Source organism: uncultured Aquitalea sp., assembly GCF_945957525.1.
Classification (GTDB): Bacteria; Pseudomonadota; Gammaproteobacteria; order Burkholderiales; family Chromobacteriaceae; genus Aquitalea.
This window is the reverse complement of record NZ_CAMFLA010000024.1, coordinates 1-17,117: the sequence shown is the minus strand read 5'-3', so window position 1 is coordinate 17,117 and position 17,117 is coordinate 1. Positions and strand designations below refer to the sequence as shown.

At 57.8% G+C, this 17,117-nt stretch carries 18 protein-coding genes and 3 tRNA genes; 14 read left to right on the top strand and 7 right to left on the bottom strand.

Annotation, left to right across the window (positions count from 1 at the left end; translation table 11 throughout):
• From secD to tgt, 3 genes are all read right to left on the bottom strand, one after another.
• Positions 1–1,842, bottom strand: coding sequence for a protein translocase subunit SecD (gene secD / locus Q0P52_RS17490; RefSeq protein ID WP_293765746.1), 1,842 nt, complete (start codon positions 1,840–1,842; stop codon positions 1–3).
• Positions 1,843–1,908: 66 nt separating this feature from the next.
• Positions 1,909–2,235, bottom strand: coding sequence for a preprotein translocase subunit YajC (gene yajC / locus Q0P52_RS17485; RefSeq protein WP_293765745.1), 327 nt, complete (start codon positions 2,233–2,235; stop codon positions 1,909–1,911).
• Between the two features lie 148 nt (positions 2,236–2,383).
• Entirely contained in the window at positions 2,384–3,499 is a 1,116-nt protein-coding gene (tgt, locus tag Q0P52_RS17480) for a tRNA guanosine(34) transglycosylase Tgt (protein WP_293765744.1), read from the bottom strand.
• Positions 3,500–3,622: 123 nt separating this feature from the next.
• Between tgt and Q0P52_RS17475 the strand changes: the two genes are divergently transcribed.
• The 10 genes from Q0P52_RS17475 (at position 3,623) to Q0P52_RS17430 (ending at position 11,438) form a co-directional block, all read left to right on the top strand.
• A tRNA-Val gene (locus tag Q0P52_RS17475) sits at positions 3,623–3,699 on the top strand.
• Between the two features lie 167 nt (positions 3,700–3,866).
• Positions 3,867–5,768: a threonine--tRNA ligase gene (gene thrS / locus Q0P52_RS17470; protein WP_293765743.1), complete on the top strand. Its 1,902-nt coding sequence runs from the start codon at positions 3,867–3,869 to the stop codon at positions 5,766–5,768.
• 38 nt (positions 5,769–5,806) lie between these two features.
• Complete coding sequence (gene infC / locus Q0P52_RS17465; RefSeq protein WP_293765742.1) at positions 5,807–6,331, top strand: translation initiation factor IF-3; 525 nt, start codon at positions 5,807–5,809, stop codon at positions 6,329–6,331.
• A gap of 151 nt (positions 6,332–6,482) precedes the next feature.
• A complete protein-coding gene (gene rpmI / locus Q0P52_RS17460) occupies positions 6,483–6,680 on the top strand; it encodes a 50S ribosomal protein L35 (protein ID WP_048407849.1) in 198 nt (65 codons plus the stop codon).
• Positions 6,681–6,693: 13 nt separating this feature from the next.
• Entirely contained in the window at positions 6,694–7,050 is a 357-nt protein-coding gene (gene rplT, locus Q0P52_RS17455) for a 50S ribosomal protein L20 (RefSeq protein WP_293765741.1), read from the top strand.
• A gap of 196 nt (positions 7,051–7,246) precedes the next feature.
• On the top strand, positions 7,247–8,230 hold the full coding sequence (pheS, locus tag Q0P52_RS17450) for a phenylalanine--tRNA ligase subunit alpha (RefSeq protein ID WP_293765740.1): 984 nt from the start codon (positions 7,247–7,249) through the stop codon (positions 8,228–8,230).
• A gap of 20 nt (positions 8,231–8,250) precedes the next feature.
• Complete coding sequence (gene pheT, locus Q0P52_RS17445) at positions 8,251–10,623, top strand: phenylalanine--tRNA ligase subunit beta (protein WP_293765739.1); 2,373 nt, start codon at positions 8,251–8,253, stop codon at positions 10,621–10,623.
• A gap of 71 nt (positions 10,624–10,694) precedes the next feature.
• Positions 10,695–10,997 (top strand): integration host factor subunit alpha, encoded by a 303-nt coding sequence (locus Q0P52_RS17440; RefSeq protein ID WP_293765738.1) that lies wholly within the window; start codon positions 10,695–10,697, stop codon positions 10,995–10,997.
• On the top strand, positions 10,978–11,334 hold the full coding sequence (locus tag Q0P52_RS17435) for a MerR family transcriptional regulator (protein WP_293765737.1): 357 nt from the start codon (positions 10,978–10,980) through the stop codon (positions 11,332–11,334). The genes Q0P52_RS17440 and Q0P52_RS17435 overlap by 20 nt, the downstream gene beginning before the upstream one ends.
• Before the next feature lie 27 nt (positions 11,335–11,361).
• Positions 11,362–11,438: transfer RNA gene (locus Q0P52_RS17430), tRNA-Pro, on the top strand.
• A 171-nt stretch (positions 11,439–11,609) separates the two neighbouring features.
• Here the strand turns inward: Q0P52_RS17430 and sodC are convergent.
• A complete protein-coding gene (sodC, locus tag Q0P52_RS17425; protein WP_293765736.1) occupies positions 11,610–12,137 on the bottom strand; it encodes a superoxide dismutase [Cu-Zn] SodC in 528 nt (175 codons plus the stop codon).
• 310 nt (positions 12,138–12,447) lie between these two features.
• Here sodC and Q0P52_RS17420 point away from each other — a divergent pair, with 310 nt between their 5' ends.
• The gene (locus Q0P52_RS17420; RefSeq protein ID WP_293765735.1) at positions 12,448–12,825 is read left to right on the top strand and encodes a hypothetical protein; all 378 of its coding nucleotides are present in this window, start codon (positions 12,448–12,450) and stop codon (positions 12,823–12,825) included.
• Between the two features lie 119 nt (positions 12,826–12,944).
• Here Q0P52_RS17420 and Q0P52_RS17415 read toward each other — a convergent pair whose 3' ends face one another.
• Entirely contained in the window at positions 12,945–13,196 is a 252-nt protein-coding gene (locus Q0P52_RS17415) for a hypothetical protein (RefSeq protein ID WP_293765734.1), read from the bottom strand.
• Between the two features lie 65 nt (positions 13,197–13,261).
• Here Q0P52_RS17415 and Q0P52_RS17410 point away from each other — a divergent pair, with 65 nt between their 5' ends.
• The 3 genes from Q0P52_RS17410 (at position 13,262) to Q0P52_RS17400 (ending at position 16,273) form a co-directional block, all read left to right on the top strand.
• Positions 13,262–13,678 (top strand): DUF1289 domain-containing protein, encoded by a 417-nt coding sequence (locus Q0P52_RS17410; RefSeq protein ID WP_293765733.1) that lies wholly within the window; start codon positions 13,262–13,264, stop codon positions 13,676–13,678.
• A gap of 25 nt (positions 13,679–13,703) precedes the next feature.
• A complete protein-coding gene (locus tag Q0P52_RS17405) occupies positions 13,704–14,291 on the top strand; it encodes a methyltransferase domain-containing protein (RefSeq protein ID WP_293765732.1) in 588 nt (195 codons plus the stop codon).
• A 170-nt stretch (positions 14,292–14,461) separates the two neighbouring features.
• Positions 14,462–16,273 carry a methyl-accepting chemotaxis protein gene (locus Q0P52_RS17400; protein WP_293765731.1) on the top strand — a complete coding sequence of 604 codons (1,812 nt, stop codon included), beginning with the start codon at positions 14,462–14,464 and terminating at the stop codon, positions 16,271–16,273.
• A gap of 65 nt (positions 16,274–16,338) precedes the next feature.
• Here Q0P52_RS17400 and mscL read toward each other — a convergent pair whose 3' ends face one another.
• Positions 16,339–16,803: a large conductance mechanosensitive channel protein MscL gene (gene mscL / locus Q0P52_RS17395; protein WP_293765730.1), complete on the bottom strand. Its 465-nt coding sequence runs from the start codon at positions 16,801–16,803 to the stop codon at positions 16,339–16,341.
• A 162-nt stretch (positions 16,804–16,965) separates the two neighbouring features.
• Positions 16,966–17,041, bottom strand: a tRNA-Asn gene (locus tag Q0P52_RS17390).
• Positions 17,042–17,117 lie beyond the last annotated feature (76 nt).

Here is a 17,117-nt window from a genome sequence, read left to right as displayed (position 1 = left end):
TTATTTCTCAGGTTTCCACACCTGGCCAATGGCCAGGGAGGTCAGTTTGCGGCGGCGGCCGTACCACAGGTTCACCAGACCGCGCGAAACCAGCACGGCGGAGAACATCGAAGTCAGAATGCCGATGCAGTGCACCACGGCGAAACCACGCACCGGGCCGGAGCCGAAGATCAGCAGCGCAAGGCCGGCGATCAGGGTGGTGACGTTGGAGTCGAGGATGGTGGCCCAAGCGTGGCTGTAGCCGGCCTGGATGGCCGAATGCGGCGGCACGCCGTTGCGCAACTCCTCGCGGATGCGCTCGTTGATCAGCACGTTGGCGTCAATGGCCATACCCAGCGCCAGCGCGATGGCGGCGATGCCGGGCAGGGTGAGCGTGGCTTGCAGGATGGACAGGATGGCCAGCAGCAGGAACACGTTGACGGCCAGCGACAGCGCCGAGAACACGCCGAACACCCCGTAGTAAATCACCATGAACACGGCGATGGCGGCAAAGCCCCACAGTGTGGAATGGAAGCCCTTCTCGATGTTTTCCTTGCCGAGGCTCGGGCCTACCGTGCGTTCTTCCACGATGTTCATCGGCGCGGCCAGCGAGCCGGCGCGCAGCAGCAGGGCGGTGTCGTTGGCTTCGGCCGGATTCATGCTGCCGGAAATCTGCACGCGGCCACCGCCGATCTCGCTACGGATCACCGGCGCGGTCACCACCTCGGCGCGGCCTTTTTCCACCAGCACCATGGCCATGCGTTTGCCGATGTTTTCAGCGGTTACCTGACGGAAGATGCCGGCGCCGGTGGTGTCCAGATTGATATGGACGGCCGGGGCACCGTTTTCATCAAAGCCCGCCTGGGCGTCGTTGATGTTGTCGCCGGTCAGCTCCACGTCCTTGCGCACCAGAATCTTGCTGGAGCCGCGCGAGGAGGCTTCGTCAAGCAAGTCGTAGCCGGCCGGCACATTGCCCGCCATGGCTTCGTTCATCTTGCCCGGATCGTCTTCCACCATGCGCACTTCCAGCGTGGCGGTGCGGCCGATGATGTCCTTGGCGCGCGCGGTGTCCTGAATGCCGGGCAGCTGCACCACGATGCGGTTGGGGCCGGCCTGCTGGATGATGGGCTCGGAAGTGCCCAGTTCGTTCACCCGGTTGTGCAGGGTGGAGATGTTCTGTTTGACGGCGTCGCTCTGGATTTTGCTGATCTCTTCCGGCTTCAGCGTTGCAACCAGGCGGAAGTTGGCGTCGTCGGTGCTCAGGCCCAGTGTGGGAAGAGCGCGGGCCACTGCGTTCTGTGCGGCCTTGAGGGTGTCGGCGTCGCGCAATTGCACTTCCAGCGAAGTGCCGTTGCGCTTGATGGCGCCGTAACGCACTTGCTTGTTCTTCAGTTCGCGGCGGATGTCGCCGGCGTAGCTGTCCAGCTTCTTGTCGGTGGCGGCCTGCATGTCCACTTCCAGCAGGAAGTGCACGCCGCCGCGCAGGTCGAGGCCGAGGAACATCGGGTAGGCGTGCAGGCGGCTCAGCCAGTCGGGCGAAGCGGGCAGCAGGTTCAGCGCGATGATGAAATTATCGCCTAGCGCGTGCTGGATGGCGTCGCGGGCCTTGATCTGGGTGTCGGCGTCCTTGAAGCGGATCTTCAGGCTGCTGCCGTCAAGGAACAGGCCGTCGTAGGGGAGGTTCTGCGCTTTCAGGGCTTCTTCCACCTTGCCCATCAGGGCGGTGTCCACCGGAATGGACTGGCGGGTGCTGGAGACCTGGACCGCGGGCGTCTCGCCGTAGAAATTGGGCAGCGTGTAGATCGTGGCGATGATCAGGGCTACCGCAATGACGAGGTACTTCCAGAGAGGATAGCGGTTCATTGGGTTTCTATGGAATGAAAAACGAAACCGGCCGCCGGGCGGGGAGCGCGGCGGCCGACCTGGGCCTTACAGGGACTTCAGGGTGCCCTTTTCCAGCTTGCCGCCTACGGCGCCGCGCTGAACGTTGATTTCAACGCCGTTGGCCACTTCCAGGGTCAGGTATTGTTCGCCGGTCTTGACGACGCGACCCACCAGACCGCCTTGAGTAACCACTTCATCACCCTTCTGAATCTCGGACAGCATCTTCTGATGGTCTTTCATTTTCTTCTGCTGCGGACGAACCATCAGGAACCAGAACAGAACGAAAATGACCACCATGGGCAGGAAGGACATGATGTCGAAACCGCCGGTCGGTGCGCTGCCTGCGGCAAAAGCCTTGTCAATGAAGGGCATTGTTTGCTCCCTTGTTATCAGTAGTGTTGATACAAACGGGCCATTGTAGCCACGCTCTCTGTCTTTTCCAACCTTGCCGGGGTTGGCCGAAGCCTCGGACAGTCGCGACGCTGCCCGGGTTCCGCACGGGAGCGCCGGGCGATAACGCTCACGCCACGCCGCGCGCGCGGTTGGCGTGGAAGGCCAGGCGGAAGTCCTCGAAGCGGTCTTCCTCGATGGCGCGGCGCATCTGCCGCATCAGTTCCTGGTAGTAATAGAGGTTGTGAATGGTGTTCAGGCGGGCGCCCAGGATTTCGCCCACGCGATGCAGATGGTGCAAGTAGGCGCGGCTGAAGTTGCGGCAGGTGTAGCAGTCGCACTCCTCATCCAGCGGCTTCTTGTCGTCTTTGTAGCGCGAGTTCTTGATCTTCACATCGCCCCACTGGGTAAAGATCCAGCCGTTGCGGGCGTTGCGGGTGGGCATGACGCAGTCGAACATGTCGACGCCGTTGGCTACGCCGTGCACCAGGTCTTCCGGTGTGCCCACGCCCATCAAATAGTGCGGTTTCTCCGCCGGCAGCATGTCGCGCAGCTCGGTCAGCATGCGGTACATCTCGGGCTTCGGTTCGCCAACCGACAGGCCGCCGATGGCGATGCCGTCGAAACCCACCTGCATCAGGCCTTCCAGCGACTCCTGGCGCAGGTCGGTGTACAGATTGCCCTGAACGATACCGAACAGCGCGTTGGGGTTTTTCAGATCGTCAAAGGCGCGGCGGGAGCGCTCGGCCCAGCGCAGGCTCATTTGCAGCGACTTTTGCGCGGTGGCGTGATCCACCTGGCCCGGCGTGCACTCATCAAGCTGCATGACGATGTCTGAATTCAGCACCGTCTGGATCTTCATCGAGATTTCCGGCGACAGGAACAGCTTGTCGCCGTTGATCGGGCTTTGGAAGGTGCAGCCTTCTTCCGTCAGCTTGCGCATGTCGGACAGGCTGAATACTTGGAAACCGCCGGAGTCCGTCAGGATGGGTTTGTCCCAGCCGATGAACTCATGCAGGCCGCCAAACTGCTCCACGATTTCCAGCCCCGGGCGCAGCCACAGATGGAAGGTGTTGCCGAGAATGATCTGGGCGCCGATCTCGTTCAGCTCCAGTGGGCTCATGGCCTTCACCGAGCCGTAGGTGCCCACGGGCTGGAAAACCGGGGTTTCCACGGTGCCGTGGTTGAGTTCCAGCGTACCGCGTCGCGCGCCGCCGGAAGTCTTGTGTACGGTAAACTTCAGCATTGTTGGTATTTGTTTCGCAAAATCAGCGGGCTAGTATACCTCAAGCCGGGGAGGGCGGCATGCGGTCGATCAAAAGTGCTTGCATTCGTTAAGGCGCATGGGTAATATGTGCACCTCGACGACAGGCACGTAGCTCAGTTGGTTAGAGCATCACCTTGACATGGTGGGGGTCGTTGGTTCGAATCCAATCGTGCCTACCAGAACATATCCGCATGGAGATTTCGCAGTGAAACACTGGCGAACTACCACAACCCGTTATTCTCACGCTTGCTGAGCCTCGCGGGTTGTACCATGCAAAAAAAGAGCGGCTCAGCCGCTCTTTTTTTTTGACTTTTTCGCTTGCTACCTTGACCTCGCTGGAGTTGACATGCCTGACATTCGCCTGCCGGACGGTTCAATCCGTTCGTTTGACAAGCCGGTAACGGTTCATGAAGTGGCCGCGTCCATCGGCGCCGGTCTTGCTCGCGCCGCTTTGGCCGGTCGCGTGGACGGCGTGCTGGTGGATACGTCCTACGCCATCGATCGCAATGCCGATCTGGCGATTGTGACCGACAAGGATGCCGATGGCCTGTCCATCATCCGCCACTCCACGGCCCACTTGCTCGCGTATGCAGTGAAAGAGCTGTTCCCCGAAGCGCAGGTCACCATTGGACCGGAGATCGAGAACGGCTTCTACTACGACTTCTCCTACAGGCGCCCGTTTACGCCGGAAGATCTGGTCGCTATCGAGAAAAAGATGGCCGAGCTAGCCAAGCAGGATATTCCGGTGGAGCGTTACGAGCTGTCTCGCGATGAGGCGATCGCCTACTTCAAGAGCATTGGCGAGAAGTACAAGGCCGAAATCATCGAGTCCATTCCGCAAGATCAGGTGCTGTCCCTGTATCGAGAAGGCGCGTTCACCGACCTCTGTCGCGGCCCGCACGTGCCGTCCACGGGCAAGTTGAAAGTGTTCAAGCTGATGAAGGTGGCCGGCGCTTACTGGCGTGGCGACAGCAATAACGAGATGCTGCAGCGCGTATACGGTACTGCCTGGGCCAAAAAGGAAGATCTCGACGCCTACCTCTACATGCTGGAAGAGGCGGAGAAGCGCGATCACCGCAAACTGGGCGTGCAGCTGGATCTGTTCCATTTGCAGGATGAGGCGCCGGGTATGGTGTTCTGGCACCCCAAGGGTTGGCAGTTGTGGCAAAACGTTGAGCAATACATGCGCGGCAAGCTGAACCGCGAAGGCTATCAGGAAGTGCGCACGCCGATGATGATGGACGCTACCCTCTGGGAGCGCTCCGGTCACGCCGCCAACTACCGCGAAAACATGTTCATTACCGAGTCCGAAAAGCGCGACTATGCGGTGAAACCGATGAACTGCCCGGGTCATGTGCAGATTTTCAACAGTGGCCTGCGCTCCTATCGCGATCTGCCGCTGCGTTATGCCGAATTTGGCTCCTGCCACCGCAACGAGCCGTCCGGCGCCTTGCACGGCATCATGCGCGTGCGCGGTTTTGTACAGGATGATGGTCACATCTTCTGTACTGAGGACCAGATCAATCAAGAAGCCAAGGATTTCCATCGCCTGGTGATGGAAGTGTACGACCGCTTCGGTTTTGACAAGGTCTCCATCAAGCTGGCACTGCGCCCGGAAAAGCGCATCGGCGCGGAGGAGACCTGGGACAAGGCGGAGGAGGGTATGCGCGAAGCGCTGCGCGCCTGTGGCGTGCAGTGGGAAGAGTTGCCGGGCGAGGGCGCTTTTTATGGTCCGAAGATCGAATACCACATCAAGGACGCGCTGGGTCGCTCCTGGCAGTGCGGCACGCTGCAGCTGGACTTCATGTTGCCCGAGCGTTTGGATGCCGAATACGTGGCAGACGACAACAGCCGCAAACGCCCGGTAATGCTGCATCGCGCGGCGCTGGGTTCGCTGGAGCGTTTCCTCGGCATTCTGATTGAAAACCACGCCGGTGCCTTCCCTTTGTGGCTGGCTCCGGTGCAGATGGTGGTGATGAATATCACCGAAGCGCAGGCGGATTATGCGGCTGATATCGCCGAATCGCTGAAAAAACAAGGCTTCCGAGTCGAGCTTGACTTGAGAAACGAGAAGATCGGCTATAAAATCCGCGAGCACAGCCTGCAAAAGCTGCCGTACCAGATCATCGTGGGCGACAAGGAAAAGGCAGGCGGACTGGTTGCCGTGCGCGCCCGAGGCGAAGACCTGGGGCAGCTCACGCTGGATGCCTTCGTGGCCCGTCTCAAGGCTGAGATGCCTGAGGCCTGATCCGGCAGCGGCTGGCATTTGATTGATTGATAGGAGATTTGGCTATAGCTCAGGAACGCGAAGCACGGATCAACGGCGAGATTACCGCTCGCGAGATTCGTCTGGTAGGTACGGAAGGTGAGCAGATTGGCGTTGTCAGTCTGCGCGAGGCAATGGCGCTCGCCGAAGAGAATGATGTAGATCTGGTGGAAATTTCCCCCACTGCTCAGCCTCCGGTGTGCAAGCTGATGGACTACGGCAAGTTCAAGTACGAACAGTCCAAGAAGCGGCACGAAGCCAAGCAAAAGCAGAAGCAGATCCAGATCAAGGAAGTGAAGTTTCGTCCGGGTACGGACGATGGCGATTACAACGTCAAGCTTCGCAACCTGATTCGTTTTCTGAATGATGGCGACAAGGCCAAGATCACGCTGCGTTTCCGCGGTCGTGAAATGGCTCACCAGGACATTGGTCTCGCGCTGCTCAAGCGCGTGGAGGCTGATCTGGTCGAGGTGGGTACTGTAGAACAGTTCCCGCGCTTGGAAGGTCGTCAGATGGTAATGATGATTGCCCCGAAAAAGAAATAATCGGGTATAATCATCGTCTTGGCACGGCAGGGTCATTCCTGCCGTGTTGATTTTGTAGGCCTCAAAGCCTCTAAAAGCGTGACGTTGCGGTCCAAAGCGCCTTCGGGCCACCGTACGTCTAATCTAAACAAAATTCAGCAGGAGCATTTCCATGCCGAAAATGAAGACCAAGTCGAGCGCGAAAAAGCGTCTCAAAGTACTGGGTGGCGGTGGTTTCAAGCGTGCCCACGCCTTCAAGCGTCACATCCTGACCAAGAAGACCACCAAGAGCAAACGTCAGTTGCGCGGCACCTCCATGGTGGACGCTACCAACGTGGCTTCTGTTCGCGCCATGATGCCCTACGCTTAAGGAGACCTGAAATATGCCACGCGTAAAACGCGGTGTAACCGCACGTGCTCGTCACAAAAAAATCCTTGCCCTGGCGAAAGGCTATCGCGGCCGTCGCAAGAACGTCTATCGCATCGCCAAACAGGCGGTGATGAAGGCGGGTCAATATGCCTACCGCGACCGTCGTCAGAAAAAGCGTCAGTTCCGTCAGCTGTGGATTGCCCGTATCAACGCCGCTGCGCGTGAATGCGGTCTGCCGTACAGCAAGTTCATGAACGGTCTGAAGAAAGCCGCCATCGAAATCGACCGTAAGGTTCTGGCCGATCTGGCCGTGTTCGACAAGGCCGCTTTTGCCCAGATCGTTGAAAAGGCGAAAGCTTGCCTCGCTTGATAGCAAGACTGTGAAAAGGGAGGCTGATGCCTCCCTTTTTTTTCATTTGATCCAGTAGCGGCGTTGTCGCAAGAGCGTTGACCGGACTGCCAAGAGTGCGGTCAGCCTTTTTGTTCCGGCGTTGTGTTGCCTGGGCGGCTTCGGCCAACCTTGGGTGGCGCATATCCCGGATAAGACGCATACGGTGTGAGACCCAATGACTAACGTTGACGCGATTCTGCAACAAGGCCTGACTGCCGTCGCGGCAGTGCGGGACCTGATTGAACTGGAACAGGTCAAGGCGCGCTTTCTCGGTAAAAGCGGCGAGTTGACCGAGCTTCTCAAGCAGCTGGGCAAGCTGCCGCCGGAGGAGCGCAAAACCGCCGGCGCCACCATCAATGTGGCCAAGCAGGCCTTTGAAACCGCACATAACGACAAGCGCGACGCGCTCAATGCCGCCAAGCTGGAAGCCCAGTTGGCCGCCGAAGCGCTGGACGTCACCTTGCCGGGTCGCGGCCTGTCCACGGGTGGACTGCACCCCGTGGCGTTGACGCTGGACCGCATTGCTGCGCTGTTCCGCTCCATGGGCTTTCAAGTGGCTGACGGTCCGGAAATCGAAACCGATTTCCATAACTTCCAGGCGCTGAACATCCCTGAGAATCATCCCGCCCGGGCCATGGCCGATACTTTCTATGTGGAAGGCGGCGATGTGCTGCGCACGCATACCAGCCCGATTCAGGTGCGTTACATGCTGGACAACGAGCCGCCGATCAAGATCGTCGCACCCGGTCGCGTCTATCGGGTGGACTCCGACGCCACTCACTCGCCTATGTTCCATCAGATGGAAGGCCTCTGGGTGGAGGAGGGCGTCTCCTTCGCCGATCTGAAAGCCGTTGTCACCGACTTCCTGCGCCGCTTCTTTGAGCGCGACGATCTGCAAGTGCGCTTCCGTCCGTCCTTCTTCCCGTTTACCGAACCCTCGGCCGAAATCGACGTGCTGGGCGAGCGCGGCTGGCTGGAAGTGGGCGGCTGCGGCATGGTGCATCCCAATGTGCTGCGCAACGTCAATATCGATCCTGAGAAGTACACCGGTTTCGCTTTCGGCATCGGTCTGGACCGCTTCGCCATGCTGCGCTATGGCGTGAACGATCTGCGACTGTTCTTCGAGAACGATCTCAACTTCCTCAAACAGTTCAATTGACGGCGGGCAAGGGGTAAACAATGCAATTTTCCGAACAGTGGCTGAGAAGCTGGGTCAACCCGTCGTTGACCTCTGACGAGTTGTCCTACCTGCTGACGATGGCGGGTCTGGAAGTGGAAGAGGTGGTCGCGGCCGCTCCGGCATTTACCGGTGTGGTGGTGGCGGAAGTCAAAGAAGTAGTCAAGCACGAAAATGCCGACCGCCTGCGCGTCACCAAGGTGGATGTCGGCAACGGTGAACTGGTGCAGATTGTCTGCGGCGCGCCCAATGTGGCGGTAGGCCTGAAAGTGCCTTGCGCCTTGCCGGGGGCGGTGCTGCCGGGTGATTTTCGCATCAAGCCCACCAAGATGCGTGGTGTGGAATCCGGCGGCATGTTGTGTTCCGGCAAGGAGCTTGGCATACCCGACGATGCTGACGGTTTGCTGGTGCTGGCGGCTGATGCGCCGGTGGGGCAGAGCATTCGCGACCATCTTTGCCTGGATGATCAGCTGTTCACACTCAAAATCACGCCGAATCGGGCCGACTGCCTGTCGATCAAGGGTATCGCACGCGAAGTGTCCGCGCTGACCGGTGCGGTCAACAGCCCGGTGGCTATCGCCGCCGTGGCTCCTCAGCATGACCAGGCGCTGCCTGTCCGCATTGACGCGCCCAAGGCTTGCGGCCGTTATCTGGGGCGCGTGGTGCGCGGCGTAAATGCCGCAGCGCCGACGCCGGACTGGATGAAGCGCCGTCTCGAACGCGCCGGCATCCGCTCCATCTCCGCCATTGTCGACATCACCAACTATGTGCTGCTCGAACAAGGCCAGCCCATGCATGCCTTCGACCTGTCCCGCATTGATGGCGGTATTGTGGTGCGCATGGCGCGCGAAGGCGAAGAGTTGCTGTGCCTGAACGAGAAAACTGTCAAGTTGGCCGAAGACAATCTGGTGATTGCCGACAACAGCAAGGCATTGGCTATTGGCGGCATCATGGGCGGCGAAGAAAGCGGCGTCACCACGGCCAGTACGGAAATATTCCTGGAGAGCGCCTTCTTTGCGCCTGAAGCCATTGCCGGCAAGGCACGAGTATGGGGTTTCGGTTCCGACTCATCCTTCCGTTACGAGCGAGGGGTGGATTTCGAACTGCAGCGCGACGCCATGGAGCGCGCTACCGGCCTTGTGCTGGAAATTTGCGGCGGCGAAGCCGGTCCGGTGACGGAGGCGCTGGGTGAGCTGCCCAAGCGCAGCGCCGTCAAGGTACGTGTCGAGCGTGTTGCCAAGGTATTGGGCATCAACCTCTCTTGCGACGCGATCGCCGGCATTTTCAGTCGCCTTGGCCTGACTTTCCGTTCGATTGATGGTGGTTTTGAAGTAGATGCGCCGTCTTTCCGTTTCGATATCGAGATTGAAGAAGATCTGATCGAAGAAGTGGCGCGCGTTCATGGCTACGATGCCATTCCGGCGGAAGCCCCGGCGTCCCGTCTGCGCATGCTGGCGTTGCCGGAGGTGGTGCGCCCGCGCGAAGTCATCCGCCACTTCCTGGCTGGTCGCGACTATCAGGAGGTGGTCAGCTACGCCTTTGTCGAAGAACGCTGGGAGCGCGACTTCGCCGGCAATGCCGATCCGGTGCGCCTGATCAATCCGATTGCATCGCAGATGAGCGTGATGCGCTCCAGCCTGATTGGCGGTCTGGTGGATGTGCTGGTCGGCAACCTCAATCGCAAGCAGCCGCGCGTACGTGTGTTTGAAGTGGCGCGCGTGTTCCACAAGTCGGCCGAAGGCAAGGTCGATGCCGCCAGCCAACCGGAAATGGTGGCTGGCCTCGCTTGGGGCCCGCGCTTTGCCGAACAGTGGGGTCAGAAGTCCGAGCGCGTCGATTTCTTCGATGTGAAGGCTGATGTGGAGGCTTTGCTGCATCCGGCTCGCGCCGAGTACGTCAAGGCGACCCATCCCGCCTTCCATCCCGGCCGCTGCGCGCATATCCTGCTGGATGGCGAGGTGGTGGGCGTTATTGGCGAACTGCACCCGCGCTGGGCGCAGGAGTATGGCCTGCCCACGCCGCCGGTGTTGTTTGAGCTGAGCTTGAAAGCCGTGGACGCGCGCGTGCCGGTACAGGCCACGCCGGTGAGCAAATTGCAGCCTGTTCGTCGTGATCTGGCGCTGGTGGTTGACGAGCAGGTGGCGGTAGCTGCTATGCTGGCAACTTTTACCCGGCAAGCCGGTCCGCTGGTGCGCGAAGTGGCTTTGTTTGACATTTACCGTGGCAAGGGTGTGGACGAGGGCAAAAAGAGCTTGGCTTTCCGAGTCTTGTTGCAAGATGAGTCCCGCACGTTGACGGACGAAGATGTCGAGCCGGCTATCAAGGCATTGCTGGATGCCGTCGCCGCCGAGCATGGCGCGCAACTGCGTCTTTGATATTCCGTAGAAAGGCCGCCTGCTGGGCGGGCGGCCATGTTGCTTAAATGATGTAGTTTTGAGAGGTAGTCATGACTTTGACCAAAGCCGAGTTGGCCGATCTGTTGTTTGATCAGGTAGGCCTGAACAAGCGCGAAGCCAAGGACATGGTAGAAACGTTTTTCGAAGAAATCCGTACTGCGCTGGAAGCGGGGGACTCGGTAAAGCTGTCGGGCTTCGGCAACTTCCAGCTGCGCGACAAGCCGCAGCGTCCGGGACGCAACCCCAAGACCGGGGAAGAAATTCCCATCACCGCCCGCCGCGTGGTCACTTTCCACGCCAGCCAGAAACTCAAAGGAATGGTCGAGCAATTCCATGCCAACAAGCAAGGTTGATCTGCCTGCGATTCCGACCAAGCGCTACTTCACCATCAGTGAGGTCAGCGAGCTTGCCGGGGTCAAACCTCACGTCCTGCGCTATTGGGAGCAGGAGTTTTCCCAACTTCGTCAGGTGAAGCGTCGCGGTAACCGCCGCTATTACCAGCATCACGAAGTGTTGTTGGTGCGTCGCATTCGCGGCCTGCTTTACGATGATGGCTTTACTATTCAGGGTGCGCGCCAGCGTCTTGGCACGGGTGAGGATGGTCCGCAGCCGATTACTGCCCAAGAAGTGCGCCAGGAACTGGAATCCATTCTGAATTGGCTGGATTCTGGTATTGGCAAACAAGCATAAAACAGTTACAATGCGTTTCTCTTGAGTCGGGGTGTAGCGCAGCCTGGTAGCGCACCTGCATGGGGTGCAGGGGGTCGGAAGTTCGAATCTTCTCACCCCGACCACAAGAACCACTGAAGTATCAAACATTTAGGCCATCCACACGCGGATGGCCTTTTTGTTTTTCTATATGCAGATTCAGCCGCACTTCATACTTCATGGCCTCAACAACGCGCTCACGCTGCGCGCTTGGCCGAGGGGGTTCAACAGTCCATTTCCAACCGATGTGAGTCACATCACTTGATCACGCCACAGGCCAGTCTTGCGCCACCACCACCAAGAGGCGACGGATGGTCTGAGTGATTGTCGCCGCCTGCGTGAATCATCAAGGCGTGCCCCCGGATGTCTTCAAGGTGGCTTAGGCGTGGCGCCAGCACCGGGTAGGCTGCTGTACCGTCGCTGGCGACGTATAGGGCAGGCAAGTCTCCAAGGTGGCCATTGCCATAGGGGCCGTCATGTTTTCCAGTGGCGGCCGGGTCCCAGTGTCCGCCTGCCGCCAATGCCGCTACCGGCTTGCCCTCTTTCATCATGGGTTCGCACGACGCGTTTTGATGAATATGAAAGCCATGCACACCGGGCGGCATATCCTGGATGGCTGGCGTAAATATCAAGCCATAAGGCGATTCGCTGATGGTAATGGCGCCGGCGGGGGAGCGGGCTCCATGTTCATCGACAAGCTGCATCGGGACAGTAAGGCTGTCTGTTTCGGCAGCTAGAGCGCTGCCGGCGTGCATGAGGGCAAAGGCCAGTATCAGATTTCTCATGTCCACCTCCTTGTTGATGTGACACGAGTCTATGTTTGACTGGGGTTCCGTGAAAGCCATTTAAATTTATGGCTTCCATTCATTGACACTATACATGAGGCGGCGCAGACGCAGACGCAGACGCAGACGCAGACGCAGACGCAGGCACGTGGCCACAGTGGCAATGCAGCGGGTTTTGCTTGGGCATGGCCTTGCCGCATTGTCTGTCCGCAGTTGACTCGGGCCTCGAGGATTCGCTTAGTATTCGTACGCATATTTAGGTAATAAGCATGAAATATACTATCGGCATCAATTGCTAAAGAGGTGCCGTGTGCGTCTATTTCTTGCGCTTGCGATGACAATGATGTTCTTGGCGGCTTTTGCTCTGCAGGAGGCAGGGGTCGTGATGGGTGCTGCCCTCTGTGCTGCAGGTTGCATTGCCGGTGGGGTGCTGTTGAAGCTGGAGGGGCGCAATAGCCCGCTTGCGCATGGGGATGTGTATGATCGTCCGGTATCGATTGCGGATTATCAATCCGCCTTGTCCCGGGCGGTCAAGCATATGCATCTGGCGGCTGATTTGTCGGAGAAAGAGCGGATTTTGAATCAGTCGGCGCAGTTGCTTCGCTGGATGAAGGAAGATTATCCCATGGCCTATTACGAACATGGCGAGTTGGTGGCGGAGCGTTTGAGGCACCTCTATACCGGTTGATGCGCTGCTTGCTGCTGAGCCTGGGTCCGCCAGAAAGATAGCCCCGTTTGCGGGGCTTTTGTTTTAGTGCGCCGATGGTGGGGGGGCGTGATTACACACATTGGCCGAAGGACGGCAAGTCAGCTGGCGTCCAGATAGTCGTGGCCAGCCCAGTCAAGCTTGTAGGCTTTGAGGTTGTGACTAAGTGTCACCAGCTTGAGCAGGCCATTGCGCAGCATGTTGCTCAGGTGGAAAGCCAGCACGTCGGCAGGATATTCAACGCCGGTCTCGCGGCGCAGCGCTTTGCGGATGTGTGCTTCATCAAGATACTGTGCATGTCTGGTCTTGAGTACCCGTAAAATACGGAAGACCAGCAATTCATCTCGGGACATTTGTGTTGATCTGATTGCATGGATCTTTCATTTATCTGACACTTTTGCGACGCTAGTCAAGTTATATGACATTTATATTGCAAGTGGATGCCAGCCAGTTGGCGCGACCAGACTCGCCATGCATCGCGCGCTGTACGACGGCAGTTGGGGATAATGTTTGCCGCGGTTGTGGGCGCACCTTTGGTGAAATCAGCCAATGGTGTTTCATGGATGCATCCGAACGCGAGACGGTATGGCGTCGTTTGCCTGCCAGGCAGTGGTTGCTGCTGTTGGCCGAAGAGGCTTCCGTGCTATTGCAGGACATGGAGATGGATGATGAAGGCGAGTGGGGGGTATTGCCGCTGGATGGCGCGATATTGCGCCTGAGTCCAAGGTATGAGGGCGTGCGGGTGCGAGTAAAGCCAGGCCCGGCATCAAGCTTTCCTCATTGCGAAACGCCAGCGGCCATGCTGCAGCAACTGCGTCACTGGTTGGCGCAGTAAATCATCACATCATGGAGTACTGAAAATGGCTCAGGACAGTTCCTTGCCAGACTTCTGGAATACGCGTTACCAGAATGGCGTTACTCCTTGGGAGGGCGCAAGCTTGCCTTTGGTAGCGCGTTCATTTTTTGAAGCGTTGCCGCGTGGCGGCCGCGCTCTGGTGCCTGGGTGCGGCAGCGCCGGCGATGCGCTGGCCTTGTCTTCAATTGGCTTTCAGGTGGATGCCATCGACTTCAGCTCTGAGGCGGTGGCGCGCGCTCAGGTCGCGTTGAGCGGTTCGCCAGTCAGATTGTGGCAAGCGGATTTTTTTGCACTGCCAGAAGATGGGGCCTATTCGCTGATACTGGAGCGTGCTTTTCTTTGCGCATTGCCGCCGGCACTTTGGGCGGATTATGCAAAAAAGATGGCGTCTCTGCTGAAGCCTGATGGCCTGCTGGCAGGTGTGTTCTTTGGCATGCCTACGCCCAAGGGCCCACCCTTTGGCATTGCGCTGGAAGATTTGAAGGCTATGCTTGAACCGTTATTCAAGCTTGAAGCCGTAGAGCAAGTTGGCAATGGTTTACAGGTTTTTGCCGGGCAGGAGTTCTGGATGCGCTGGCGGCTAAAAAATTAGAATTTTCTGATATTTTAGCTTTTGGTCACACAGTTTTTGCCTTTCATGGCAAATGAAAAATAATGTGTCGCATTTATGATTTTTGACTGGCTGGTTTCGGAAAATACAGTAAGAATGGACAGCAGCTTTTAAACCAAAACAATCAAAAACAGCGCGGTAGGAGAGATAGCATGGATTGGTTCTGGCGGCTGTATACGCTGGTCGAGAAAACATTCTGGAACTCGCTGTCCAAAAAGCTTTGCAGCTTCTTTTTTCTGAGTCTTTTCCAGCTGCTTGCAGCGGCTTACATATATTTCACGCTTGAGGATATCCGCAAGCAGTTGCATGGGCAGAACCTGTCCGCATCCTCGCTTGCCGCCATGGATAGCCAGATATCCAGTGCTATTTTCTGGACAATGGGCATGTGGGTGTTCTGCCTGCTGCTGACGGGTTTCATGGTTTGGTACCTGCGTTATCTGATTGTGCGTCCCTTGCGCATGATCATCAGCATCTTTAATGAGATTGGCGCGGGGGAGGGTGATCTGTCCCGCGATATACCCACGGTTACCTACGATGAAATCCGTGAGGTCTCGCTCTCGTACAACCGGTTCCAGATGAAAATGCGCGAAATCATCAGCAACGTGCGCTTGATGACGGTGCGCATTGCCATGGACTCCGCCCGCACCCGCAAGAACATCGGCGAATCATTGGGCAGTGCGCGCAAGCAGGATGAGTCCGCCACCCGGGTGCGCGACGCCAGCGACCAGACCACGACGGGCATCAATCAGGTTACTACTCAAACTCAGGCAATTTCCGATACCACTTTGGCCAATCTGGATGTGGCCCGGGAGTCCAATGATGAATTGCGCACCGTGGCGGATCGCATCTATGACATCAACCAAAAGGTGGGTCACTTCAATCAGACGGTAGAGGATCTCAGCCAGCGTTCCGCCAGCATCAAGACCATCGTCGATCTTATCAAGGACATTTCTGATCAGACCAATCTGCTGGCACTCAACGCCGCTATCGAAGCGGCCAGGGCGGGAGAGTCGGGTCGCGGGTTTGCCGTGGTGGCGGACGAGGTGCGCAAGTTGGCCGAAAAAGTTAAAACCGCCACGGACGAGATATCCGGCAACATCGATAGCATGCTGGGTCTGGTGTCGCATACACAGGTAGAAACGGCAGAAATTACCGAGGGTACGATCAGGGCGAGGGATGTGGTCTCGCGTGCCTCTCAGCATTTTGGTCGCATGATGGGGGATTTCGAGTCTACAGCATCCAGTCTGACGCAGATTGCCGGCACGATGGCCGAGTTCGCGCAAACCAACCGCGAAGTGAATCAGCATGTTTCGGAAATTCATGATCTGGGCAAGGTGGTGACGGAGCGGTTGAATCACACTGCGGATGTGGCTGATGAGTTGTCGGGAGTGGCGGAGCAGGTGCAGGAGATGGTATCCCGCTTCATTATCGGAGAGGGCGAGTTTGACCGCCTGATCAATCAGTCGCGCCGTACCCGCGATGAGTTGCAGGGCGAGTTGCAACGCATGCTTAAGTCCGGGGTAAACCTCTTTGATCAGCGGTATCAGGCCATTGCCGGTACGCAACCGGTAAAGTACCGCACGGCTTACGATCAGGCATTGGAGAAACTGGTGCAACCTACATATGATCGGCTGGCAAAAGACATTGCTGGCGGTCGCTTCTGTCTGCTGGTTGATGTGAACGGCTACGCACCTACTCACAACAGTTGGTACAGCCAACCGCTAAGCGGCGATATGCAGAAAGACTTGGTGAATAGTCGCGACAAGCGCATTTTCAATGATCAGGCCGGTTTGAAATCGGCGCGCAACAAAGAGCCTTTCTTGCTGCATACCTATGTGCGAGATACTGGAGAGGTGTTGTCCGAAGTGGCGTTGCCAATCGAGTTGGACGGCCGCCATTGGGGGGCATTGCGGGTTGGTTTTGATCCTACGAGTTTGTTGGAAAGCATCAAGAAGCCCGGTTAGGCGTCATGGTGTGGATCACATAAGAAAAGGGACCGGTAGGTCCCTTTTTTCGTCGAGGCGGCTGCTCAGTCCAGTTGCGAGGTGCAGCAGGGGCAGCGCGTGGCTTTTTCCGGCACGCTGGAGAGGCAGTAACGGCACTCTTTAGTGGCCGGGGTGGGTGCGGCTGCTTCGGACGGGGCTTCGCGTTTCAGTTTGTTGATGGCTTTGACCAGCATGAAAATGGCGAACGCGACGATGGTGAAGCTGACCAGCGAATTGATGAACAGGCCAATATTAAGCGTAACGGCGCCAGCTTGTTTCGCTGCGGCTACAGAGGCGTAAGGGCCGGCTTGCTTTGCGCCTTCCTTGAGTACGACAAAAAGATTGGCGAAGTCCACATTGCCAATCAGCATGCCAACCGGCGGCATGATGATGTCGTCGACCAAGGATTTTACGATTGAGCCGAATGCGCCGCCGATCACCACGCCAACAGCCAGATCGATCACGTTGCCTTTTACCGCGAATTCTTTGAACTCTTTCAGAATGGACACATTAACTCCTGACATATTGTTTAATATGAATTAACGGTATGAATTGTAGCATGATGGCTTGCCTCATTCGGCAATGATTGTGGAATCGGCGTGTCGTCTTGTCAAAATTCATGCAAGACGCGCAAAAAAAGAAAAGCCCGCAGAAATTCTGCGGGCTTTGTCTGGCTCCCCGAGCAGGGCTCGAACCTGCGACCTGCGGATTAACAGTCCGTCGCTCTACCAACTGAGCTATCAGGGAATAAATCATGCATTGCTGGGGTGGCTCCCCGAGCAGGGCTCGAACCTGCGACCTGCGGATTAACAGTCCGTCGCTC

Excerpts from the sequence above, each read along its gene's own strand:
- Q0P52_RS17440 (WP_293765738.1), top strand. The coding sequence starts at position 10,695 with ATGACTTTGACCAAAGCCGAGTTGGCCGATCTGTTGTTTGATCAGGTA.
- thrS (WP_293765743.1), top strand. The coding sequence starts at position 3,867 with ATGCCTGACATTCGCCTGCCGGACGGTTCAATCCGTTCGTTTGACAAG.
- rpmI (WP_048407849.1), top strand. The coding sequence starts at position 6,483 with ATGCCGAAAATGAAGACCAAGTCGAGCGCGAAAAAGCGTCTCAAAGTA.
- Q0P52_RS17410 (WP_293765733.1), top strand. The coding sequence starts at position 13,262 with ATGACATTTATATTGCAAGTGGATGCCAGCCAGTTGGCGCGACCAGAC.
- pheT (WP_293765739.1), top strand. The coding sequence starts at position 8,251 with ATGCAATTTTCCGAACAGTGGCTGAGAAGCTGGGTCAACCCGTCGTTG.
- secD (WP_293765746.1), bottom strand. The coding sequence starts at position 1,842 with ATGAACCGCTATCCTCTCTGGAAGTACCTCGTCATTGCGGTAGCCCTG.
- Q0P52_RS17415 (WP_293765734.1), bottom strand. The coding sequence starts at position 13,196 with ATGTCCCGAGATGAATTGCTGGTCTTCCGTATTTTACGGGTACTCAAG.
- Q0P52_RS17405 (WP_293765732.1), top strand. The coding sequence starts at position 13,704 with ATGGCTCAGGACAGTTCCTTGCCAGACTTCTGGAATACGCGTTACCAG.
- Q0P52_RS17435 (WP_293765737.1), top strand. The coding sequence starts at position 10,978 with ATGCCAACAAGCAAGGTTGATCTGCCTGCGATTCCGACCAAGCGCTAC.
- yajC (WP_293765745.1), bottom strand. The coding sequence starts at position 2,235 with ATGCCCTTCATTGACAAGGCTTTTGCCGCAGGCAGCGCACCGACCGGC.
- rplT (WP_293765741.1), top strand. The coding sequence starts at position 6,694 with ATGCCACGCGTAAAACGCGGTGTAACCGCACGTGCTCGTCACAAAAAA.
- tgt (WP_293765744.1), bottom strand. The coding sequence starts at position 3,499 with ATGCTGAAGTTTACCGTACACAAGACTTCCGGCGGCGCGCGACGCGGT.
- pheS (WP_293765740.1), top strand. The coding sequence starts at position 7,247 with ATGACTAACGTTGACGCGATTCTGCAACAAGGCCTGACTGCCGTCGCG.
- Q0P52_RS17400 (WP_293765731.1), top strand. The coding sequence starts at position 14,462 with ATGGATTGGTTCTGGCGGCTGTATACGCTGGTCGAGAAAACATTCTGG.
- sodC (WP_293765736.1), bottom strand. The coding sequence starts at position 12,137 with ATGAGAAATCTGATACTGGCCTTTGCCCTCATGCACGCCGGCAGCGCT.